The 21,218-nt window shown below is 64.5% G+C and carries 20 protein-coding genes; 10 read left to right on the top strand and 10 right to left on the bottom strand.

The annotated features are described in order from the left end of the window. Positions 1-109: 109 nt before the first annotated feature. Positions 110-2,338, top strand: a complete 2,229-nt coding sequence (locus CK222_RS16660; protein WP_095801091.1) for an EAL domain-containing protein — start codon at positions 110-112, stop codon at positions 2,336-2,338. Between the two features lie 4 nt (positions 2,339-2,342). Here the strand turns inward: CK222_RS16660 and CK222_RS16655 are convergent, their stop codons facing one another. Continuing rightward, positions 2,343-3,299 (bottom strand): LysR substrate-binding domain-containing protein, encoded by a 957-nt coding sequence (locus tag CK222_RS16655; RefSeq protein WP_066989268.1) that lies wholly within the window; start codon positions 3,297-3,299, stop codon positions 2,343-2,345. A 236-nt stretch (positions 3,300-3,535) separates the two neighbouring features. Here CK222_RS16655 and CK222_RS16650 point away from each other — a divergent pair, with 236 nt between their 5' ends. Beyond that, positions 3,536-3,826, top strand: coding sequence for a DUF1127 domain-containing protein (locus tag CK222_RS16650; RefSeq protein ID WP_095801090.1), 291 nt, complete (start codon positions 3,536-3,538; stop codon positions 3,824-3,826). A 164-nt stretch (positions 3,827-3,990) separates the two neighbouring features. On the opposite strand, the gene CK222_RS16645 is transcribed toward CK222_RS16650, so the two are convergent. The 4 genes from CK222_RS16645 to CK222_RS16630 all read right to left on the bottom strand — a co-directional run bounded on the left by CK222_RS16645 (position 3,991) and on the right by CK222_RS16630 (position 7,868). Next, on the bottom strand, positions 3,991-4,875 hold the full coding sequence (locus CK222_RS16645; protein WP_095801089.1) for a DUF937 domain-containing protein: 885 nt from the start codon (positions 4,873-4,875) through the stop codon (positions 3,991-3,993). A gap of 100 nt (positions 4,876-4,975) precedes the next feature. After that, on the bottom strand, positions 4,976-6,349 hold the full coding sequence (locus CK222_RS16640) for a glutamate--cysteine ligase (protein ID WP_095801088.1): 1,374 nt from the start codon (positions 6,347-6,349) through the stop codon (positions 4,976-4,978). A 105-nt stretch (positions 6,350-6,454) separates the two neighbouring features. Continuing rightward, entirely contained in the window at positions 6,455-7,189 is a 735-nt protein-coding gene (locus CK222_RS16635; RefSeq protein WP_095801087.1) for a 16S rRNA (uracil(1498)-N(3))-methyltransferase, read from the bottom strand. 31 nt (positions 7,190-7,220) lie between these two features. Further along, on the bottom strand, positions 7,221-7,868 hold the full coding sequence (locus tag CK222_RS16630; RefSeq protein WP_095801086.1) for a hypothetical protein: 648 nt from the start codon (positions 7,866-7,868) through the stop codon (positions 7,221-7,223). 88 nt (positions 7,869-7,956) lie between these two features. Between CK222_RS16630 and CK222_RS16625 the strand changes: the two genes are divergently transcribed. Both CK222_RS16625 and CK222_RS33370 read left to right on the top strand, forming a co-directional pair. Further along, positions 7,957-8,655: a type 1 glutamine amidotransferase gene (locus CK222_RS16625; RefSeq protein WP_095801085.1), complete on the top strand. Its 699-nt coding sequence runs from the start codon at positions 7,957-7,959 to the stop codon at positions 8,653-8,655. 288 nt (positions 8,656-8,943) lie between these two features. Next, the gene (locus CK222_RS33370) at positions 8,944-9,075 is read left to right on the top strand and encodes a hypothetical protein (RefSeq protein WP_275955501.1); all 132 of its coding nucleotides are present in this window, start codon (positions 8,944-8,946) and stop codon (positions 9,073-9,075) included. 46 nt (positions 9,076-9,121) lie between these two features. Here the strand turns inward: CK222_RS33370 and CK222_RS16615 are convergent, their stop codons facing one another. From CK222_RS16615 to CK222_RS16605, 3 genes are read right to left on the bottom strand one after another with little or no spacing between them, the layout of a single operon-like run. Continuing rightward, entirely contained in the window at positions 9,122-9,898 is a 777-nt protein-coding gene (locus CK222_RS16615; protein WP_067327338.1) for a metallophosphoesterase family protein, read from the bottom strand. 59 nt (positions 9,899-9,957) lie between these two features. Next, a complete protein-coding gene (locus CK222_RS16610) occupies positions 9,958-11,094 on the bottom strand; it encodes an alpha-hydroxy acid oxidase (RefSeq protein WP_095801084.1) in 1,137 nt (378 codons plus the stop codon). 23 nt (positions 11,095-11,117) lie between these two features. Continuing rightward, entirely contained in the window at positions 11,118-11,921 is an 804-nt protein-coding gene (locus CK222_RS16605) for an FCD domain-containing protein (RefSeq protein ID WP_095801083.1), read from the bottom strand. A 208-nt stretch (positions 11,922-12,129) separates the two neighbouring features. Here CK222_RS16605 and CK222_RS16600 point away from each other — a divergent pair, with 208 nt between their 5' ends. The 5 genes from CK222_RS16600 (at position 12,130) to glcF (ending at position 18,331) form a co-directional block, all read left to right on the top strand. Then, on the top strand, positions 12,130-13,446 hold the full coding sequence (locus CK222_RS16600; protein WP_067327348.1) for a DUF3422 family protein: 1,317 nt from the start codon (positions 12,130-12,132) through the stop codon (positions 13,444-13,446). 286 nt (positions 13,447-13,732) lie between these two features. Continuing rightward, the gene (locus tag CK222_RS16595) at positions 13,733-15,229 is read left to right on the top strand and encodes an FAD-linked oxidase C-terminal domain-containing protein (protein ID WP_095801082.1); all 1,497 of its coding nucleotides are present in this window, start codon (positions 13,733-13,735) and stop codon (positions 15,227-15,229) included. Between the two features lie 64 nt (positions 15,230-15,293). Next, a complete protein-coding gene (gene glcE / locus CK222_RS16590) occupies positions 15,294-16,550 on the top strand; it encodes a glycolate oxidase subunit GlcE (protein WP_095801081.1) in 1,257 nt (418 codons plus the stop codon). Further along, positions 16,547-16,936, top strand: coding sequence for a DUF4870 domain-containing protein (locus CK222_RS16585; RefSeq protein WP_095801080.1), 390 nt, complete (start codon positions 16,547-16,549; stop codon positions 16,934-16,936). Before glcE ends, CK222_RS16585 begins: the two co-directional genes overlap by 4 nt. A gap of 69 nt (positions 16,937-17,005) precedes the next feature. Next, positions 17,006-18,331 (top strand): glycolate oxidase subunit GlcF, encoded by a 1,326-nt coding sequence (glcF, locus tag CK222_RS16580; protein ID WP_095801079.1) that lies wholly within the window; start codon positions 17,006-17,008, stop codon positions 18,329-18,331. Here the strand turns inward: glcF and CK222_RS16575 are convergent, their stop codons facing one another. Both CK222_RS16575 and CK222_RS16570 read right to left on the bottom strand, forming a co-directional pair. After that, on the bottom strand, positions 18,332-19,252 hold the full coding sequence (locus tag CK222_RS16575) for a bifunctional 5,10-methylenetetrahydrofolate dehydrogenase/5,10-methenyltetrahydrofolate cyclohydrolase (protein WP_095801078.1): 921 nt from the start codon (positions 19,250-19,252) through the stop codon (positions 18,332-18,334). 339 nt (positions 19,253-19,591) lie between these two features. Continuing rightward, on the bottom strand, positions 19,592-20,332 hold the full coding sequence (locus CK222_RS16570) for a L,D-transpeptidase (protein WP_095801077.1): 741 nt from the start codon (positions 20,330-20,332) through the stop codon (positions 19,592-19,594). Between the two features lie 217 nt (positions 20,333-20,549). On the opposite strand from CK222_RS16570, the gene CK222_RS16565 reads away from it, so the two are divergent. Beyond that, positions 20,550-21,188, top strand: a complete 639-nt coding sequence (locus CK222_RS16565) for a DNA-3-methyladenine glycosylase I (RefSeq protein WP_095801076.1) — start codon at positions 20,550-20,552, stop codon at positions 21,186-21,188. Positions 21,189-21,218 lie beyond the last annotated feature (30 nt).

Here is a 21,218-nt window from a genome sequence, read left to right as displayed (position 1 = left end):
AACGCTTATCGGGCGGCGTCAAGGCAGAGCTGAAATCTCGCTAATATTATAACGCGATCTTAAGCCCGATTTGCTTTGACTGGCGGTAGCAAGAGCCAGCCGGAAACACATGAGCGCAACCGCCAACACCAGACCTTTGACGCATCAGGTGACGCTGACCGTGCTGACGTTGGCCGTCTTCGCGCTGGCCATGGTCGTCGGCTTCGGCATCTACGCGGCGGCTCAGGCTGACAACGCCTCGCTCGAACGGCAGAAGATATTCATCGACGAGGGTTTGAAGGACCAGATTGCGTCTGTTCAGCGTGAGCAGGAAAGCGTTGCGGTCTGGGATGACGCGGTCGCCAATGTCAGGGCCGGCAATTGGACCTGGATCGAGGAGAACCTCAGCGTCTGGATGTATACCTATTACGGTCACAACCGGGTCTACATTCTCGATGCCGCCAATCGTCCGGTCCATGCCATGCAGGAAGGTAAGGTGGTCGATGCGTCCGCCTATGGCGATGACAAGCCTGCCTTGCAGCCATCCATCGAGAAGCTGCGCCGCATGCTGGCTGAGCCACAGAAGGCGGACGCTTCCGGCCAGCCGGCCAAGATGGTCGCGGAGGACCTTGTGTCGCTCCAAGGAAAACCGGCGATCCTGAGCGTCATGGCGCTGGTGCCGAGTACGGACCGGGTCACGCAGGCGCCCGGAACCGAATATCTGCACGTTTCGGTGGAGTTCATCAACGACGCGGTCATCGGCAAGATCGCCAAAAAATATCTGCTCGACGGCGCGCGTCTCGTGCCGCTGTCGCAATCGGTCGGAGCCGCTGCGGTGCCTCTGGTCGATTCCCGCGGTATCATCCTCGGTTATGTCGGCTGGGACCAGGAACGGCCAGGTCTCACGCTGGTGCGCAAGATGGCCCCGGCGCTGGTCTTGGCGCTGCTTGTCGCGGCCGGCGTTCTGGCGTTTCTGCTGCGCAGGCTCCGCCGCGCCTCGTCCGCGCTGCAGACAAGCCAGGACGAGGCGCAATATCTCGCTTTCCACGACACGCTCACCGGCCTGCCCAACCGGGCTTTGTTCGAGGACCGCTTGCGGCGGGCCCTGCTCAAGGCCAGCCAGGATATTGCGGTTCACGACATGGGAAGGGCGGCGCTGCTTTACCTCGATCTCGACCGCTTCAAGCACATCAATGACACGCTCGGCCATCCGGCGGGCGATGAGCTTGTGCGTCAGACAGCGGCCAGGCTCCAGCACACCGTTCGCGAGGTGGACACCGTGGCGCGGCTGGGCGGCGACGAGTTCGCGCTGATCCTCGTCGACATCCGCGATATCCGTGCCGCCGAGGATATCGCCGAGCGGCTGCTGCAGAAGTTGCAGGAACCGTTCAAGCTCATGGAAAATCAGGTCTTCGTCAGCGCCTCGATCGGCATCGCGCTATCGGACGGCGTCGAAACGGATGCCGACGATCTGCTGCGCAAGGCCGACATCGCGCTTTACGAAGCCAAGAAGAACGGCCGGGGCCGGCACCAGGTCTTCGCCGGCGACATGGACGACCTGCTCTTGCGCAAGCGCACAGTCGAGACCGAGCTTCGCAAGGCTCTCGACGGCGGCACCGGCATCGGGCTCGCCTACCAGCCGGTGTTCGCGGCGAACGGCAAGACGATCCTCGGCGCGGAGGCGCTGATCCGCTGGGGGCATGATGTGCATGGCGCATTGCCGGCGGCGCAATTCATCGCCATCGCCGAGGAGCGCGGCATGATCGGCCAACTCGGCGCGTGGGTGCTGCAGGAGGCCTGCCGTTTCGCCGTGCGAACCGACCTGCCGTGGCTCGCCGTTAACGTATCGCCGCTGCAGTTGCGCGACGCCGGCTTTCCCGAACAGGTCGCGTCGATCCTTGCCGACACCGGGCTGGCGCCGCAGCGCCTGCAGTTCGAGATCACCGAAAGCGTGCTTCTGGACAACAGCGATGCTTCGAGGGCGGCTCTGACCACCTTGCGCCAGTTGGGCGTCGGCATCGTTCTGGACGATTTCGGGACCGGCTATTCATCGCTCAGCTACTTGCGTCGCCACGCCATCGACAAGCTCAAGATAGACCGCTCCTTCGTGCGGCTTCTCGATGGCGACGGCAACTCGGCCGCGATCGTCAAGGCCCTGATCGATCTTGCCATGGCGCTCGGGGTCGACGTCACCGCCGAGGGCGTCGAGACCGAGGCGCAGAAGATGTTGCTGGTCGCAATGGGCTGCCGGCAACTCCAGGGCTATTTCTTGTCGCCGCCGCTTGAGCCGGTCCAACTGCTCGGCCTTTCCGGTCTAGCTTCGCCGGACGAGATTCAGCCGGCCGCCGCTCGCGCCTGAACCCCTACCATCCAGGCAGGATCTGGTTTGCCTTGGTCCGCTTCATCTTGGCGAAGGCGAGTGCCGCGAAGTCGAAGCTTCCCGTCTCTTCGCTGACCGGCACGGAAATATTGTCCAGGCTTTCCGCGATATGGCGGGCCAGAGCATCGACGATCTCCGGCTGCGAGGTCTGGCCGCGCATGATGCCGATGCGGCAATCCGGCAGCGCGTCGAACCCGTCGGCCTCGCCGAGCACGCGCATGCCGGGCCTGAGCGCGCATTCCGGCAGCACCGAGATGGCGAGGCCGGAAAGCACGGCGGCAGTGATCACGGTCGCCGAGAAGCTGGAGAAGAGCACGCGGTATTCGCGGTTCTGCCGGTCGAGCACGTCGACCGCCGCGCGCCGCCAGATGCAGTTCGGCCGGCCGAACGCCATCGGCAGGATTTCCTGCTCATGCGTGGCATGATTGGCCGAGGTGACCCATAGAAGCGGCTCGCGCCGCACCACCTCCGACTGGCCGCGCGTGTCGTTGTGCGTCACCAGCGCGAGGTCGAGATTGCCGCGCTTGATGTGCTCGACCAGGCCCGGCGTCGGCTCGCAGATGACGGTGAGTTCCACACGCGGGTTGGAGCGCGAGAAGCGCGCCATGATCTCGGGCAGGAAGCGGTCCGCATAGTCATCCGGCGTGCCGATCCGTATCGTGCCTTCGAGCCGCTGGTCGTCGAAGGCCGCCAAAGTCTCGCGGTTGAGGTAGATCAGCCGCCTTGCATAGGAAAGCAGCCTGTCGCCTTCCTCGGTCAGCTTGTTGGTGCGACCATCCTTTTCGAACAGCGGCTTGCCGATCCGCTCCTCAAGACGGCGCATCTGCATCGACACCGCAGACTGTGTCCGGTGCACCTCCTCGGCAGCCCGCGTGAAGCTGCCGGTGTCGGCAATCGAGATGAAGGTCTGCAACTGATCGAGATCGAGCGGCGCTTTCATCGGTCCAATCCATCATTCGTGTTGATGCTAAAGATTAGAAACATTCGTTGGATTAATCAATCGCGGCGTGGCAAATTGCCATTGTCCACATGAAGGCACAGCATGTCGCCCAAAAGTGGCCCCCGTGTTGCGGGCCAACGACATGCGTCACGTTAACTGTATCGAGACCGCAACGGCGCTCCTCCCAGGCGCCGATTGCATGGTTTCGTCTGCACGACTCCGAAGGAGAGACTGACATGACCACGATCGAATTCGCCTCCGAGACCCCGCGCATCACCACGCGTCCGGCCGTTGCGACCCGCGTGCTCAATGCGGTCGCCGATGCCTTCCGCGCCTGGAAAAACCGCCGCGCCTTTTATCGCCTTGGCGAGATGTCGGATGCCGAGCTTGCCGACATCGGCCTGACCCGCGCCGACCTCCACGTCGCCGTCAGCGTGCCTTTCGGCCGCGATCCGACGGTGAAGCTGCGCGCAATCGCAGAAGAGCGCGTCGATATGATCGAGGACCTCGCCCGCAAGGTCGCCTGAGCGGCTTCGCCGGCTGCGTTTGCGCTCGCGCTGAACCTTTCGAGGGCTCGGCGCGACCAAGTTTCATGCAGGCTCCCACACTCCCTGCCGGTTCCCCGCCGGCCTGCCTGCACATTGCCCGGTTCCCCTCCAGGACCGGGCATTTTTCTTTTGAGTTGAGCGCCCTACCGTCGGTCCATCCCGCGCTTGAACTGGTCGAAGATCGTCTCCATGCCCTTCTGATATTCCTCGCGCTGCTGCGCGCCGGTCTCGAACATCCTGCCGAAGATGTCGTCGAATGGATTTCTCGGCCGGCCGCTCGGATTGGTTTGCGGCTGCGGCTGGGATTGCTGCGGCGCCTGCTGTCCGTCTGGCGTGCCGAAACCGCCGCCTTGCCGCAGCATTTCCTCGAACATCTTGCCCAGCGGATTGTCGCCGTAAGGGTTCGGCGCCTGCTGCGGTTGGCGTTGCGGCTGTTGGGCGCCGCCGCCGAACATGTCTTGCAGCACCTTGCCGAGCGGATTGTCGCCATAGGGATTTGGCGCCGGCTGCGGGGCCTGTGCGCCGCCTCCCGCCTGCCGCATCATCTCCTCGATGATCTCGCCGAAAGGATTGCCGCCGCCACCGAAGCCGCCGGCGGCCTGCATCTGGCTGTTGGTCTGCTTGAACAATCCGCCCATCATCATCGACGCCATCGCCGGCAGCATCTGCTGCAGCACCTGCTGGCTAAGGCCGGTCGCCTGAGCGGCCTGGGCTGCAACAGCGCGTGACAGGTCCTTCGAGCCGAACAGATGGCCGAGAATGCCGTTGCCTTCATCGATGCCTTGCGGCGTGAAGGCCCGGGTTGCGTCCTCGAAATACTTGGCGTGCTGGCCGCTCGCCATCGCCGTCATGAAAGCACCCATTCCATAGGGATCGGCGGTGTTGCGCTGAAGCCCCTGTGAGAAGGCCGGCAGCAGCGCCTGCACCGCGGCCTGCGCCTGCTGCATCGAAAGGCCAAACTGCTGGGCCAGCGCCTGCATGCCGGCGCCGTTCTGGGCTTGCAAAAAAATATCGAACAGGGAAGGCATGAGATCTCCTCCGCAATATCCTCACGGAGGAGCCTATTGCGTTTCCATCACCGATTGAAGCAGCTTTTGCCGAGCCACGGCTCAGGTGGCCGGCGAACGGTCAGTAGGCATATTCCATGAACACCGGCTCGATCGAGCCGCCCCAGCGCGTGTGATATGCCGAAAGCATCTCCTCGGCGCTGGTGGTGCCGCGCGCCACGACCTCGTCGAGCGTGTTGAGGAACGAGGTCTCGTCATAGCCGTCGCGGTTCTTCTTGGCGCGGTTCTTCAGACCCGTGCGGGCGATGGCCAGCACGTCGCGGGCAACCTCGCGCAAGGTGGCGTTGCGGAATGGCGCCGAAATCCCGTGCTCCGGCACGGCGTTGCGCATCGCCAGCGCTTCTTCGTAGGTCCAGCTCGAGGTCAGCGTCTCCGCGGCGTCGAGTGCCTGCTCGTCATAGAGCAGGCCGACCCAGAAAGCCGGCAGCGCGCAGATGCGCCGCCACGGTCCGCCGTCGGCGCCCCGCATCTCGAGGAAGCGCTTCAGCCGCACATCGGGGAAGAGGGTGGAGAGGTGGTTCGCCCAGTCGCCCATCGTCGGCAGGCCGTCGGGCACTTGCGTGTGCGCGGCACCCGCCATGAACTGGCGGAAGGTGTAGCGCGTCATGTCGTGATACTGCCCGTCGCGGATGACGAAATACATCGGCACGTCGAGCGCCCATTCGACATAGTCGGCAAAGCCGAAATCCGGCGCGAAGCAGAATTCGAGCATGCCGGAGCGCTGGTTGTCGGTGTCGCGCCAGATGTCGCCGCGCCAGCTCTGCAGCCCGTTCGGCCGGCTCTCGGTGAAGGGCGAATTGGCGAACAGCGCCGTCGACAGCGGCTGCAGCTTCAGCGCCACCTGCATCTTGCGGCGCATGTCGAATTCGCTTTCGAAGTCGAGATTCACCTGGATCGTGCAGGTGCGATACATCATGTCGAGGCCCTTGGAGCCGACCTTCGGCATGTAGCGAGTCATGATCTCGTAGCGTGACTTCGGCATTTTCGGCGTTTCGGCAAGCGACCATTTTGGGCTGCCGCCGAGGCCGAGGAAGCGGATGCCGAGCGGCTCGGCGATCTCGCGCACCTGCGCCAGATGTGCGTTGCCCTCGCGGCAGGTCTGGTGGATCGTCTCCAGCGGCGCGCCGGAGAGCTCGAACTGCCCGCCCGGCTCCAGCGAGATCGCGCCCTGGCCGGTCGGCTCGACTAGGCCGATGATGCGGCCGGCATCCATGATCGGATCCCAGCCGAGCTTTTCCTGCATGCCTTCCAGGATGGCGCGGATGCCGCGCTCGCCGCCATAGGGCACCGGCGCGTTGCCATCGACATAGAAGGGAAACTTCTCGTGCTCGGTGCCGATCCGCCATTTGTCGCGCGGCTTGTTGCCGGCCGCCAGATAGCCGACGAGTTCGTCGATGCCTTCGATGGGCTGGATATCGGTTGTGTCGCGCGCCATAGGAAAGCCCTCCGCAGCCGTCAGCTAGCCGCCGGGCGCTAGATGGACGAAATGTCAGTAGCCGATCAAGCGAAAAATCCTGAGCCACGCCTCAACTGGATTTGATCACCAGTCGCCGATCGTCGCCTGCATCACCGCGAGCGCCGCGACCGCCGCGGTGTCGGCGCGCAGGATGCGCGGCCCGAGCGGAATGGCGCTGACGAAGGGCAGCGCCCGCAGCATCCTGCGCTCGTCATCGGAAAAGCCGCCCTCCGGCCCCACCAGCAGCGCGAGTTTTTTCTCGCTCACCTTCTGCAAGGCTGGCAGTGGATTGTTGGTCGAGGCATCCTCGTCGCAGAAGATCAGCCGCCGTTCCTTGTCCCAGCCGCCGAGCAGCCGCTCCAGCTTCTCTGCTTCGCACACCTTTGGCACCGCCAGGATGCCGCATTGCTCGGCCGCTTCGACGACATTGGCGCGCAGCCGAGCGATGCCAGGCTTGGCCACTTGTGTGTGCTGGGTGATGACCGGTTGCAGGATGCCGGCACCCATTTCGACCGCTTTCTGCACCAGATAGTCGAGCCGGCCCTGCTTCAGCGGGGCGAAGCAATAGACGAGATCGGGCAGCGGCGGCTGCGGCCGCTGCAGGGTAAGCACCTTGAGCCGCACGGCTTTCTTGGTCTTGGCGGCGATCGAAGCCGACCACTCGCCGTCGCGGCCGTTGAAGAGCAGGACCTCCGCGCCTTCGCCGAGCCGCATCACATGCGCGAGATAGTGGCTCTGCTGCTGTCCAGCATCGAATTCGAAGCCCGGTCCGAGATCGTCCGGCACGAACAGCCGCTGCATTTTGTAGTTGGCGCGCATGGCCGAGCAATGGGCGAGGCGCGGGTTGTCGTCAAGTATCGGCGGACGGATGCCAGACCGGCGCGTAACCATGTCTCAGCACCGAAACACTTGTGGCAGGCGTGAGCAGTCGCAGCGATCGCCTGGCGAGGCGATTGAACAAGACGGGCTCGGCATAGCCTGCGAAGGACCATTCGAGCGCCTTGCCGGCGCGGAGCGCGTAGGCGGTCTCACCCTCGGCCACGACTGCTCCATCCGGCAAACCGGCGAGTTCGTCCGATGAGACGGTCGGCGGACGCCCGCCGGAGGCCAGCCGCTCCTTGTGCAGCCGCTTGTCGACCATCGGCGCGCGCGGTTCGGCAATGCCGAAGACCTTTCCGAAGCGCCGCACGAAATCTCTCGCTTGGTCGCGCCGGCAGTAGAAGCAGGGCCGGTGACCGGCCGCGAGCGCCGTCACCTCGTCGAGAAAGAACAGCTCGGTCCAGCCGGCCTTTCCTCCAGGCCGATTGCGGCCCATCGGCTCGCGTCCCACGCCGCGGAATTGGCAGACGCAGATGATCCAGGCCGGCAGCGCCCAACGCTTCCTCAGAAGCGTCTTTGTCTCGGGGTCATGGATGATACCGCGATTGCCGGTGAAGAGGCCGCGCTCGGGCACGGCATGGATGGCGCCGAACGGATCGACCCGGTTCTGCAGTGGCATAGCTTTCTCTCCGGCGCGTGGCTTGGCTGAAACTGAGGCGGCATGATATCGCTCCCACCGTCATTTTCATGTCAGCAGGGATTCGCGGATGCGGGTGCTGGTGGTCCAGAACTACGACAATACCGGCCTCGGCCAAGTCGGCGCCGCTCTCGCGGAGGCTGGCGCCGAGCTTGACTTGCGCCGCCCCTACCAAGGCGATCCGCTGCCCCGGGACGCGAACGGTCACGATGCCATGGTGGTTCTGGGCGGGGGGCAGAATGCGCTGGCCGACGACGACTATCCCTATTTTCCCGCCTTGCTCGAATTGACGCGCGATTTCGCCGGCAAGGACCGATCGGTGCTTGGCATCTGCCTCGGCGGCCAGCTCGTCGCCCGCGCCTTTGGCGCCGACAACCACATCGGCGGTGCGGTTGAATTCGGCTGGTGCGGGGTGTCGCTGACGGCCGAAGCCAAGCACGACCCTGTTCTCGGCACCTTGCCGGAAAAGTTCCCGACTTTCCAATGGCACGACGATACGTTCGACCTACCCGAGAAGGCCGTGCGGCTTGCGGGCAATGATGTCGCGGCGAACCAGGCTTTTCGTATTGGCCGCGCCGTCTATGGCTTCCAGTTCCATTTCGAGGCGGATCGCCCGCTGGTGCGCGACTGGAGCACCTCCTTCGCGGCGCTGATCGCCGAGCGCCATCCCGACTGGACCGGCAGGCTCGACTACGAGATGGCTAGCAACGGACCGCACGCCGACGCCGCAGGGCTCGCGATCGCGCGTGCCTGGGTGGCGACGATCTGACCGTCGCACCGCCGCGGAGCGTGACATAATTGGCACGCGGCGGCAGTTCCGCCTGGGGAAAACGCACTTCATTCTTGGTTTGTGTCCGGCCGCCCGCCTAAGAGGGCGCCCTCTGTATCGTCCGTGCAACCGCGATGAAGCTGTTGTGTGATCCAAGCGACACACCGGCGATACAGAATCTGCTTAGAAGCGCGAAATCGTCGAAACATTGAGACGCATTTTATCGTTTCAACGCATTGGTAACCGCCTCGTGCACAGATGCAGAAAGCTCAACCAGAGATGACGTCCGTGAAAGCAGCGCTTTTGTCCTTTGTAATGCTGTCTGCCATCGTCGTGTGCGGCCTCGGCATTTATTCTGCCGACGCTGCAAACAATCACCAGGCCGTCGACGGCTACGGCGTCACCGCCGCGCTTCGCTAGAGCCTGATCCTTCCCGACAAAGGGAAAGCTGATCCCACACTTGGGGTCATGGCCAGAACGCCATTCCCTCGACCGTCAGAATGCGCTTTTCAGCGCCGTCGACGGCAAGTGCGCTGAGCGTTCCCGCCTGCCAGGCGAGCGTGTCGAGATTGACGCGGTTGGCCATCACCTCGACGTCCGGCACCGGCGTATGCCCGTGCACGATCACTTTGGGATACAGCCCCGGGTAATTGTGGAAGACGTCGCGAATCCAGATCAGGTCCTGCTCGTTCTGGCTTTCGAGCGGCACCCCCGGCCGGATGCCGGCATGGCAGAAGAAGAAGTCGCCGAAGCACGCTGAAAAAGACAGCGAGCGCAGGAAGTCGACATGGGCTTGCGGCACTGCTTCGACCAAGGCCGCGTGTCCGTGCGCCAGCGCCTCGTCCGACCTGCCGAACCAGCTGCTGCCGGTCGAGAGCTTCACCCCGTATGACGCCGCCGTCTGGACGCCGCCATAGCGCATGAACAGACCCTCCGGATCGGGTTTGGCAAGGAAATCGAGCATGCCGATGTCATGGTTGCCGGCAAGCATGATGTTGCGGGGATCACGGCTCCGCGCCTCGATTAGGAATTCGATGACGTTCCTCGAGTCCGGTCCGCGGTCGACATAATCGCCGAGATGGATGATGCGCCAATCGGACTTTGGTCCGTACTCCAGATCGCTTGCTATCCGGCTGTGCATGGCGGCGAGCAGGTCATGACGGCCATGCACGTCGCCGATGGCATAGATGCGTATGCCTTTCGGCCCGCGCGCGTCGAGATAGTGGATGCCGGCTTCAGTCAAGGCGACGTCTTCCCGTGTCTGTCATCACGGGAAACTAGGGCGGATCGGTGAATAAGCCCCTAGCGCCGCAGCTGGTCCTTGCCCATGTCGGTTACCAGACGCTTACCGCACAGCGCCAGCGTGATGTCCATCTCCTTGCGGATGATCTCCAGCGCCTTGGTGACGCCCGCCTTGCCCATCGCGCCGAGTCCGTAAAGGAACGGCCGGCCGATATAGGTGCCCCTGGCGCCGAGGCAGAGCGCCTTGAGCACGTCCTGACCCGAGCGAATGCCGCCATCCATATGCACCTCGATCCGATCGCCGACAGCGTCGGCGATCTCTTCCAGCACTGAGATCGAGGAGGCGGCGCCGTCGAGCTGCCGCCCGCCATGATTGGACACGATGATCGCGTCGGCTCCCGTCTCGGCCGCCATCAACGCATCCTCCTTGTCGAGGATGCCCTTCAGGATCAGCTTGCCGCCCCAGCGCTCCTTGATCCAGGCGACATCCTTCCAGGACAGCTGCGGGTCGAACTGCTCCGTCGTCCAGGACGACAGCGAAGAAACGTCGCCGACACCCTTGGCGTGGCCGACGATGTTGCGGAAGGTGCGGCGCGGCGTGCCCGCTATCCCCAGGCACCAGCGCGGCTTGAGGGCGAGATCGATAATGTTGGCGAGCGTCATCTTGGGCGGTGCCGACAGCCCGTTGCGCACGTCCTTGTGACGCTGACCGAGGATCTGCAGGTCAAGCGTCAGCACCAGCGCCGAGCATTTCGCCGCCTTAGCGCGGTCGATGAGATCGACGACGAAATCCTTGTCGCGCAGCACGTAGAGTTGGAACCAGAACGGCTTCTTGGTCACCGAGGCGACATCCTCGATCGAACAGATGCTCATGGTCGAGAGCGTGAACGGCACGCCGAATTCCTCAGCCGCCTGCGCCGCGAGCATCTCGCCGTCGGCATGCTGCATGCCGGTCAGCCCGGTCGGTGCCAACGCCACCGGCATCGCCACCTTCTCACCGATCATGGTCGATTCCAGCGAGCGGTTGCTCATGTCGACCAGCACGCGCTGGCGGAATTTTATCTTGCCGAAGTCCTCCTCGTTGGCGCGGTACGTGCTCTCCGTCCAGGCGCCGGAATCGGCATAGTCGAAGAACATCTTCGGCACCTTGCGGCGCGCCATGTCCTTGAGGTCGGCGATGGTGAGGATGTCGCTCATGGTAGTCCCCGCGTGATCAGTGCTTAGGAGCGTTTGCGTGTCGGTTCGATGTCGCCGGCTTCCGAGCGCTGCCTGAGCCTCAGCCGTGACACGCGCTGCCAGTCGCCGCTGCGCTCGGCCTCAGCCATGGAGCGCTCGACATAGGTAATGTGGTCCATCGCCGCCTTGCGGGCTGCGGCAGGATCCGCCGCCTTGATCGCGGCGTGGATTGCCCGGTGCTGCTCAAGCAACGCCTCGCGCGCGCCGGGCACGGTGAAGACCAGCAACCGGTTCTGGAACACGCCCTCGGAGAGCAGCCGGTAACAGGAGCGCAGCGTGTGCAGGAGGATGATGTTGTGCGCGCATTCGCAGACCGCGTGGTGGAATTCGACGTCGATTTCCGCCTCGTCGTCGAAGTCGCCGGTACGGTGCGCCTCGTCCATGCGCGCCATGATGCGGTCAAGCAGCGCCAGATCCTCGGGCGTCGCTCGCCGCGCCGCGTATTCGGCCGCGATTGCCTCGACCTCGCGCCGGTATTCCAGATAGTCGGTCACCGCCTTGCGGTGCATCGAGATCAAATCGGTCACCGGCCTGGTGAAAAGCTGGCCGATGACGTCGGCGACATGCGTGCCGCCGCCCGGTCTGGTGGTCAGCAGCCCGCGTCCTTCCAGCGCCTTCAGCGCGTCGCGCAGGATCGGCCGCGACACGTCGAACTGACGCGCCAGCTCGCGCTCGCCCGGCAGCCGGTCGCCGGTGCGCAGCACGCCCTCGAGGATCAGGCTCTCGATCTGCTGCACCACCTCGTCGGCGGTGCGCGAATGCTCGATCCTGGAGAAGATATCGCTCAATGGAAGCGCGCCTGGAAACGGAATGGATGTCGCGCAGATCTAAGCCTCCGTCGCCAACTGGTCAAATTATTTATCCAATTCGCCGAATCAGGTCGACTCCCCGGCGGCTCTGTGAATCGGCTGCAGCTGAAATTTGCTGTTTACGGCCCCTGCCGATTGCCGCAAGACAACGCGATTGCACGAAGGGTCGAAACCAGGGGGACCAGCCGTGTCGGACGCCAATCTCGAATTCCAGCCGCGTGCCCAGGGCAGCGTCATGGGCTTTCCGGCCCATGAGGGTCGCCCCGGCGCGCTAGGCGAGGTCCATGCTCGTCCGCACCCGCTGGTCGAGAAGCCGCGCGTGCTCATCCAACTCTCCTTCATGACCGAAGGCGGCTCGGCCGTCGACCTTGCCGTGCTGTCGGACCTGTCGCGGCGCTTGGGCATCGCAGCGCCCGAACGCCATGCCCGCCACCATGCCATGAAATGGGGCAAGGGCACCTTGCGCTGGGAACGGCATACGGAGTTCTCGACCTATCTCTGGGAAGGGCCGCTGGCCGAAAGCAGCCGGGGCCAGGAGGATTCGCCCTTCGGCAACGGCTTCTCGCCGCCGGGAACGGTGATTTCCGGCATCCGGCTCGAAATCCGCAAATGGACGCAGGCGAGCGAGAAGCTGATCGCCGGCTTCGATCCGACCAGCCTCTGCTATTCGCTGGTCGAGCGCGGTGCGGCGGCCATCGTCACGGACTTTCGCCAGGATGGCGACGGGCTGACCCGCATGCTGGTGCTCGACCGCGGCCTGACGCCGGCGAGCACCGGCGCCTTGTCGCAACGGCTCATCGACATTGAGACCTACCGGACGCTTGCCATGCTTGGCCTGCCGCTGGCGCTGACGCTGTCTGGCCGCGCCCGCCGCATCGAGGACCGGCTGGCGCAGACGACGCTTGAAATGAAGGCGGCCGAGACCCGCGACAGCCAGACCTTGCTCGCCGACCTCACCGAACTTGCAGCCGAATTGGAGGCCGATGCGGCATCCAGCCTCTACCGTTTCGGCGCCAGCCGCGCCTATGACGGCATCGTCAGCGAGCGGTTGGAGGCGCTGGATGAGGAGTCGGTACAGGGCTACGACACCTGGGCAGGCTTCCTGCAACGGCGCATGGCGCCGGCGATGCGAACCTGCCGCTCGGTGGAGGAGCGCCAGGCGAACCTCTCGCGAAAACTCACCCGCGCCACCACGTTGCTGCGCACCTGGGTCGATGTCGACGTCGAGAAGCAGAACCGCGACCTGCTGGCCTCGATGAACAATCGCGCCAGGCTGCAGTTGCGCCTGCAGCAGACGGTCGAAGGTCTCTCCGTCGCTGCCGTCTCTTATTATGTCGTCGGCCTCATCGGCTATGTCGCCAAAGGCGCGTCGAGCTTCGGCCATGCCTTCCCGCCGGAAGTCGTCACCGCGGCTTCGGTGCCGGTCGCCATCCTGCTCGTCTGGTGGGGCGTGCGCCGCGTGCGCAGGATGCACTCCGAACCGGCCAAGCATCCGGGCGAGTAAACTTCCCCTCGACCGGGAGATTTCCCGAAGACAACAGGGGGGCGCGGCGCGAGAAGCTCCAGGATCTTCCTCGACGCCAGACGAGCCGGCGGTTACGTGAGGCGAACCCCTGACCGCTTCGCGGCCATCTCCCCTCGAGGGTCCCTCAAGCGGGCAGAAGCCAGCGGCAGATTGCCGCTGCGAAAGCTCGGCCGTCGTTCGCCATCCGATTTCGACCAAAGCAGCGTTTGCAAGGAATGCTCCCGGCTGGTAAAAGATTTTGACCAGTCGAGTGGAGGAGGCTTCGATGTCCGGCCTTGCCATGCCCAAGCCAGATGCCGGGACGCTGCGCAAGCGCGCCGAGATCGTCGCCGACATGCGCATCATCGTGCCGGGCGAGGGCGTTGTCGACACGGCCACCGAGATGCGCGCCTTCGAGAGCGACGGCCTGACCGCCTACCGCCAACTGCCGCTGGTGGTCGTGCTGCCCGAGACAGTGGCGCAGGTCTCCCGCGTGCTGAAATATTGTAACGAGCGCAACATCCGCGTCGTGCCCCGCGGTTCCGGCACGTCGCTGTCGGGCGGCGCGCTGCCGCTCGAGGATGCCGTGCTTCTGGTGATGAGCCGCTTCAACCGCATCCTCGCGATCGACTATCCGAACCGTGTCGTCGTCGCCCAGCCGGGCGTCACCAATCTCGGCATCACCACCGCCGTCGAGCAGGAGGGCTTTTACTACGCCCCCGATCCATCCTCCCAGATCGCCTGCTCGATCGGCGGCAATGTCGCGGAAAATTCCGGCGGCGTGCATTGCCTGAAATACGGGCTTACCGCCAACAATGTGCTGGGCATCCAGATGGTGCTGATGAATGGCGAGGTGGTGCGGCTCGGCGGCAGCCATCTCGATCAGGAAGGCTATGACCTGCTCGGCGTCATGACCGGTTCGGAAGGCCTGCTCGGCGTCGTCACCGAGGTGACGGTGCGCATCCTGAAGAAGCCGGAGACGGCACGCGCGCTGTTGATCGGCTTTCCGACCAGCGAGCAGGGCGGCCAATGCGTCGCCGACATCATCGGCGCCGGCATCATCCCGGGCGGCATGGAGATGATGGATCGCCCGGCGATCCACGCGGCCGAGGATTTCGTCCATGCCGGCTATCCGCTCGATGTCGAGGCGCTGCTGATCGTCGAGCTCGACGGGCCGAGCGTCGAGGTCGATCATCTGATCGGTCTCGTAGAGGCGATCGCTTACCGCAATGGCTCGACCACCTGCCGGATATCGCAGTCGGAGCAGGAGCGGCTGAGCTTCTGGGCCGGACGCAAGGCGGCCTTCCCGGCCGTCGGCCGCATCTCGCCCGACTATTACTGCATGGACGGCACCATCCCGCGCAAGGAGCTGCCGAGGGTGCTCGCCGGCATGCGCGATCTCTCCGAAAAATACGGGTTGGGGGTCGCCAATGTCTTCCACGCCGGAGACGGCAATTTGCACCCGCTGATCCTCTACGACGCCAACGTGCCGGGGGAGCTCGACAAGGCCGAGAGTTTCGGCGCCGACATATTGCGGCTGTGTGTCGAGGTCGGCGGCGTGCTCACCGGCGAGCATGGCGTCGGCGTCGAGAAGCGCGATCTGATGCCCGAAATGTTCAACCAGACCGATCTCGAGCAGCAAATGCGCGTCAAATGCGCCTTCGATCCCAGCCATCTGCTCAACCCCGGCAAGGTCTTCCCGCAGCTCCGCCGCTGCGCCGAGCTCGGCCGCATGCACGTGCATCGGGGCCAGGTGGCGTTTCCGGACATTCCGAGGTTTTGATGGGAACGTCTCAGAATCTGGGTTCCTCGCCCCCGCTTCGCGGGGGGAGGAACCGGAGATTGCAATGACCACCTTCACCCCATCCAGCCCCGCCGAAGTCCTCTCCACCATCCAATGGGCCGCCGCGGAGGAAAGCCCGCTCGAAATCCTCGGCCATGGCTCCAAGCGCGGCATTGGCCGGCCGCTGCAGACCGAGCATACGCTCGACCTGTCGACGCTCACCGGCGTCACGCTCTACGAGCCGGCCGAGCTGGTGCTTTCGGCACGCGCCGGCACGCCACTCGCCGAAGTCGAAAAGCTGCTTGCCGAGAACGGCCAGCAATTCGCCTTCGAGCCGATGGATTACGGGCCGCTGCTCGGCGGCGAGCCGGGTAAGGGAACGCTGGGCGGCGTGCTGGCTTCGAACCTATCCGGTCCGCGCCGGCTCAAGGCGGGTGCGGCACGCGACCACATTCTCGGCATATCGGCGGTTTCCGGCCGCGGCGAAGCCTTCAAGTCCGGCGGCCGGGTCGTCAAGAACGTCACCGGCTACGACCTTTCCAAGCTGATGGCGGGGAGCTGGGGCACGCTTGCCGTGCTGACCGACGTCACCTTCAAGGTGCTGCCGGCGGCGGAAACCGAGGTGACTTTGGCCATTCGAGGCCTGCTCGACGATGCTGCCGTTGCGGCTATGGCGCTGGCGCTGGGCTCCAGCGCCGAGGTCTCGAGCGCCGCGCACCTGCCCGAGCGGATCGCGGCGCGCGTCGCCGCCGGCCATCTCGGCAGCGATGCCGCGACGCTGCTGCGCGTCGAAGGCTTTGGCCCCTCGGTCGTCTACCGTACCGAGGCATTGCGAAACCTGCTCAGCAAGGCCGGCCCGCTGCAGGAAATTGCCGGCGAAGCGTCGAAGGCGATCTGGCGCGACATCCGCGACTGCGCGCCCTTCGCCGATGGTGCCGCAAGGCCGGTCTGGCGCGTCTCGATGCCGCCGTCTGAGGCGCATCATATGGTGATGGCGCTGCGCATGCAGGCGGCGGTCGATGCCTTCTATGATTGGCAGGGCGGGCTGGTGTGGCTTTCGATGCGCGAGGACGACCCAGAGGCGGAACTGCTGCGCGGTCTTATTCGCAAATATGGCGGCGGCCACGCGACGCTGGCGCGCGCGTCTGCCTCGCATCGCGCGGCGCTCCCCGTTTTCGAACCGCAACCGCCGCATCTGGCGGCGCTTTCCGCGCGGGTCAAGGCCGAGTTTGACCCGAAGCACATTCTCAACCCCGGCCGCATGGCGCCTACTTCCAGCTCTGCTACTCTTCCTCAGTCAACGGAGGGAGCAGCACCATGAGCAATGCCAATCCAGGCCCGGGCAGCGGCTCGCGCCAGACCGATCGCTGGCTTGAGCCGGGCCAGACCAACGCGCTGGTCATCTACATTCTCTATCTCGCCAGCCTTGTGGTCGGCGTCACCGGCATTATCGGATTCGTGCTTGCCTACATCAATCGCGGCAAGGCGGGCGGCTATGTCGAAAGCCACTACACATTCCTGATCAGGACGTTCTGGATCGGCCTTCTCTACGCGCTGATCTCGGTGGTCCTGATGATGCTCGCGATCGGCTTCCTGCTGATGTTTGCGGTTGCCGTCTGGTTCATCGTCCGCTGCATTCTCGGCCTGCAGGCGCTGCAGCGTGGCGAGCCGATCAGGGACCCGCAAAGCTGGCTTCTCGGTCAATGAGAGCATGATCCAGCAAAGTGGAAACCGGTTTGCGGAAAAGATCATGCTTAGACGATAAGGACATTTTTCGTGCAGACCAATTTTTCAGCCGCGCAGCTCGCTGACCCGCATGTCGCGGAATCGGAGAAGATCCTGCGCAAATGCGTGCATTGCGGCTTCTGCACCGCGACTTGCCCGACCTATGTAACGCTCGGCAACGAGTTGGATTCGCCGCGCGGCCGCATCTATCTCATCAAGGATATGCTGGAGAACGGCCGGCCGGCGGATAAGGAGATCGTCACCCATATCGACCGCTGCCTCTCCTGTCTTGCCTGCATGACGACATGTCCGTCAGGCGTGAATTACATGCATCTGGTCGATCATGCCCGCGCCCACATCGAGCAGACCTACAGACGGCCGCTGCTCGACCGGCTGATCCGCGCCATGCTGGCTTTCGTGCTGCCCTATCCAGGCCGCTTCCGCGCCGCGCTGAAGCTCGCCCAGCTCGGCCGGCCATTGATCGGCCTGTTGGAAAAGCTGCCGACCCTGAAGCCGGTCGCCGCCATGCTAGAGCTTGCGCCGTCGTCGATCCCGCCGGCATCGCCGATCGCCTCGCCCGGGGTGCATGCGGGGCAGGGCACGAAACGCGGCCGCGTCGCCATCCTCACCGGTTGCGCCCAGTCGGTGCTCGATCCCGCCATCAACGAGGCGGCCGTCTCGCTGCTGACGCGGCTCGGCGTCGAGGTCGTGGTGCCGGAAGGCGAGGGCTGCTGCGGCGCGCTGGTGCACCACATGGGCCGCGAGGATCAGGCTCTTGCGTCGGCTAGGCAAAATGTCGACGCCTGGACGCGCGCGATAGACCAGGGCGGGCTCGACACCATCATCATCACCGCGTCCGGCTGCGGCACCACCATCAAGGATTACGGCTTCATGCTGCGTCTCGATCCGGCCTATGCGGAAAAGGCGGCTCGTGTCTCGGCGGTGGCTAAGGATATCACCGAATATCTCGCTGCCCTCGACCTGCCTGAGCCGGTGCGCAAGCCGGGCACGATCGTCGCCTATCATTCCGCCTGCTCGATGCAGCACGGCCAGAAGATCATCCGTCAGCCGAAGGAGCTTTTGGCCAAGGCGGGCTTCGTCGTGCGCGAGCCGCGCGAGGGGCATCTCTGCTGCGGCTCGGCCGGCACCTACAACATCCTGCAGCCCGACATTTCGGCCAAGCTGCGCGACCGCAAGGTGAAAAATATCGAAGCGACCGGCGCCGAGATCGTCGCCACCGGCAATATCGGCTGCATCACGCAGATCGCGTCCGCGGCGAAGCTGCCGGTGGTGCACACGATAAAATTGCTCGACTGGGCCTATGGCGGCCCGAAGCCCGATGGCGTTTCCGAGAACAGCCTGGGTGGCGCGGAATAGCTACTCAGCCGCCAGCTGGTCCGCCACACCGTAGGTCGCGCGGTAGAGCGCGCGCTGACGGCTGAGCGCCACCATGGTGTTGCGCAGCAGGATCGCCACCGTCAGCGGGCCGACGCCGCCCGGCACCGGCGTGATCCAGGAGGCGACCTCCTTGACGCTCTCGGTGTCGACATCGCCGACGATGCGGCTCTCGCCGTCCGGGCCGATTTCCGAATTGATGCCGATGTCGATGACGCAGGCGCCGGGCTTCACCATCTCGGCTTTGATCAGTCGCGGCCTGCCGACGGCGACGAACAGCGCGTCCGCGCGCCGCGCATGCGCGGCCACCGAGCGCGTCATGTGATGGCACACCGTCACCGTCGCGCCCTCGCTCATCAGCAGGAAGGCGATCGGCTTGCCGACGATCTCGGAATGGCCGACCACCACCACCTCGAGCCCCTTGAGGTCCAGGCGGGTCTCCTTGAGAAGCTCGACCGATGCGGCCGCCGTGCAGGGCGCGAGATCGAGCTGGTTGTAGACGATGTTGCCGATCGAGGCCGGATGCATGCCCTCGACGTCCTTCAGCGGGTGCACCGCCGCCTGCAGCGTCTTGATCGGGATATGCGCCGGCACCGGCCGCTGGATGATGATACCGGTGACGCGCGGATCGGCGTTGAGGCCGTGAATGGCGGCTTCCAGCTCGCCCGCCGTGATGTCGGCGGCAAAGCGCCGTTCCTCGAAGCCGATGCCGGCAAGCCCGGCCTTGGCGCGCTGGTTGCGCACATAGACGTCGACCGCGTCGGTGTCGCCGACGGTGATCGAGACCAGCTTCGGCGGGAAGCCTTCCGCTGTGGCGATGGCCGCTTCCTCGCGTACCGAAGCGATGATGCGCTGGGCGACCGGACCGCCCCTGAGATAGCGGCTGTCGTCGGACCGGGTCATAGGTGGAACCTCTGCCTTCTGGAGCAACTCCAGAAGGGCGGTTTTCCGTCCGGAATTGCGTAAAACCAAGATTGTGCGCTGCAATAGCAGAGTTGCGCTGGGAAATCAGCCCCGAATGCGAAACATGCTGCTTCCGGGGCGACCCGTTGACGGGCTTGAAACGAAAAGGGCAGCGCGGTCTCCCGTGCTGCCCTTCGTGACTGACCGTATCCCCACACGGCCCGTCCCCCGTTAGCTCGATGCCAGTCTAAGCATGTCTCGCCAAACCGCGCTATGGCTTGGGGGCAACAGCAACCGCCAAAACTGCTCAGCGCCGCCTAACCGGCTGATTCGCAGTTACTATATCACCTCGACGGTTGTTCCGACATTGACGCGCTCGTAAAGGTCGACCACATCCTCGTTGCGCATGCGGATGCAGCCGGAGGACACCGCGCCCCCGATCGTCCAGGGCTGGTTGGTGCCGTGGATGCGGTATTCCGTGCTGCCGAGATAGAGTGCGCGCGCGCCGAGCGGGTTCTCGATGCCGCCGGCCAGATAGGTCGGCAGGTAGCGACCCTTGGCCGCCTCGCGGGCGATCATTGCCGCCGGCGGGCGCCAGTCCGGCCACACTTTCTTGTCGGTGATCTTGTGCGTGCCCGACCATTCGAAACCGGGCTTGCCGGTGCCGACACCGTAACGGCGCGCCTTGCCGTCCTTCTCGACAAGATAAAGGAAGTTCTGGTGGGTATCGATGACGATCGTGCCCGGCCTCTGCGGCCCGTCATAGGCGACTTCCTGAGGCAGGTAGATCGGGTTGATCTGTGGCCGCATCACCATGCGCTTGGCAGGCTGCCGCACGGCTGCGGTGCGCCGCTGGTCGGGCTGCGCCTGGAAAAGCCGCCGCAGCGGCTGCTGGGTCGCCTGGCGGCTCGGGCGCACGATCCCTGGCGCATGGCCGAGCTGCAGCACCCAAGGCGCTGAAAGGTCGGGGCTCACCATCACGGGCGGCCTGTCGGCATAACGGTCATTGGCGAAAGAGGTCGTCGCGCCGGCGGCAAGCACCGCGGCTGCGCCGAGCACGAAAGTGAACGCTGTCTTCATCGGAACGCACCTTGATCGTCGAACTCGTCCGAGGCAGGGGGAAAAGGCCTCGGCGTGGCGATCCTTGGCGCTGAGCGGCAAGCAAAACATGAATCGAAATGCGTAAAATGCCGACTTGTCAGTAAACTTTGTGGTGTGGTTACCGGCCGGTTCAGGAATCTGGTAAAGCCACCGTAAAACCGACGCTTTGGCGCATTAACGGACGGATTTCCCGACAATGGAACAAGAACATGCCGGCCTGCTCGACGGCCCCGACGGTATCACGCGCTGCTTCTGGCACGGCAATCTGCCGGACTATCTGGACTATCACGACCATGAATGGGGCCGGCCGGTAGCGGACGATCGCCGGCTCTTCGAAAAGATCTGCCTCGAAGGTTTCCAGTCTGGTCTCTCCTGGCTGACCATCCTGCGCAAGCGCGAGAATTTCCGCGAGGCTTTCGCCAATTTCGACTTCGACAAGGTGGCGGCGTTCACCGACAAGGATGTCGAGCGTCTGCTCGGCAATGTCGGCATCATCCGCCATCGCGGCAAGATCGTCTCGACCATCAACAACGCCGGGCGCGCCCGTGAAATGGCCGATGAATTCGGCTCGCTGGCCGCCTGGTTCTGGAAGTTCGAGCCGGGGCCTGACGAGCGGCCGACGGTTGTCGACCTCGCCCATCTGCGCGCCAATCCGACGACGGCGGTCTCGGTCCGGATCTCGAAGGAACTGAAGAAGCGCGGCTGGAGCTTCGTCGGCCCGACGACCGTCTACGCCTTTATGCAAGCGATGGGCTTGGTCAACGACCATCTCGAAGGCTGTGTCTGCCGGGCAGAGGTGGAGGCCGAGCGGCAAAGGTTCAAGAGACCGAAATAGCGTCACCTCTACCTGCCCCTTATGGCCCCC

Source organism: Mesorhizobium sp. WSM3866, from assembly GCF_002294795.1.
Taxonomy (GTDB): domain Bacteria; phylum Pseudomonadota; class Alphaproteobacteria; order Rhizobiales; family Rhizobiaceae; genus Mesorhizobium.
The sequence above is the reverse complement of the archived record's forward strand: the minus strand, read 5'-3'. Positions and strand labels throughout refer to the sequence as shown.

Bases quoted from the DNA above. Each gene is read 5' to 3' on its own strand.
- CK222_RS16595 (WP_095801082.1), top strand. From the start codon at position 13,733: ATGTCCGGCCTTGCCATGCCCAAGCCAGATGCCGGGACGCTGCGCAAG.
- CK222_RS16630 (WP_095801086.1), bottom strand. From the start codon at position 7,868: ATGCCACTGCAGAACCGGGTCGATCCGTTCGGCGCCATCCATGCCGTG.
- CK222_RS16625 (WP_095801085.1), top strand. From the start codon at position 7,957: ATGCGGGTGCTGGTGGTCCAGAACTACGACAATACCGGCCTCGGCCAA.
- CK222_RS16645 (WP_095801089.1), bottom strand. From the start codon at position 4,875: ATGCCTTCCCTGTTCGATATTTTTTTGCAAGCCCAGAACGGCGCCGGC.
- CK222_RS16610 (WP_095801084.1), bottom strand. From the start codon at position 11,094: ATGAGCGACATCCTCACCATCGCCGACCTCAAGGACATGGCGCGCCGC.
- CK222_RS16570 (WP_095801077.1), bottom strand. From the start codon at position 20,332: ATGAAGACAGCGTTCACTTTCGTGCTCGGCGCAGCCGCGGTGCTTGCC.
- CK222_RS16650 (WP_095801090.1), top strand. From the start codon at position 3,536: ATGACCACGATCGAATTCGCCTCCGAGACCCCGCGCATCACCACGCGT.
- CK222_RS16635 (WP_095801087.1), bottom strand. From the start codon at position 7,189: ATGCGCGCCAACTACAAAATGCAGCGGCTGTTCGTGCCGGACGATCTC.
- CK222_RS16585 (WP_095801080.1), top strand. From the start codon at position 16,547: ATGAGCAATGCCAATCCAGGCCCGGGCAGCGGCTCGCGCCAGACCGAT.
- CK222_RS16640 (WP_095801088.1), bottom strand. From the start codon at position 6,349: ATGGCGCGCGACACAACCGATATCCAGCCCATCGAAGGCATCGACGAA.
- glcE (WP_095801081.1), top strand. From the start codon at position 15,294: ATGACCACCTTCACCCCATCCAGCCCCGCCGAAGTCCTCTCCACCATC.
- CK222_RS16575 (WP_095801078.1), bottom strand. From the start codon at position 19,252: ATGACCCGGTCCGACGACAGCCGCTATCTCAGGGGCGGTCCGGTCGCC.
- CK222_RS16565 (WP_095801076.1), top strand. From the start codon at position 20,550: ATGGAACAAGAACATGCCGGCCTGCTCGACGGCCCCGACGGTATCACG.
- CK222_RS16660 (WP_095801091.1), top strand. From the start codon at position 110: ATGAGCGCAACCGCCAACACCAGACCTTTGACGCATCAGGTGACGCTG.
- CK222_RS16655 (WP_066989268.1), bottom strand. From the start codon at position 3,299: ATGAAAGCGCCGCTCGATCTCGATCAGTTGCAGACCTTCATCTCGATT.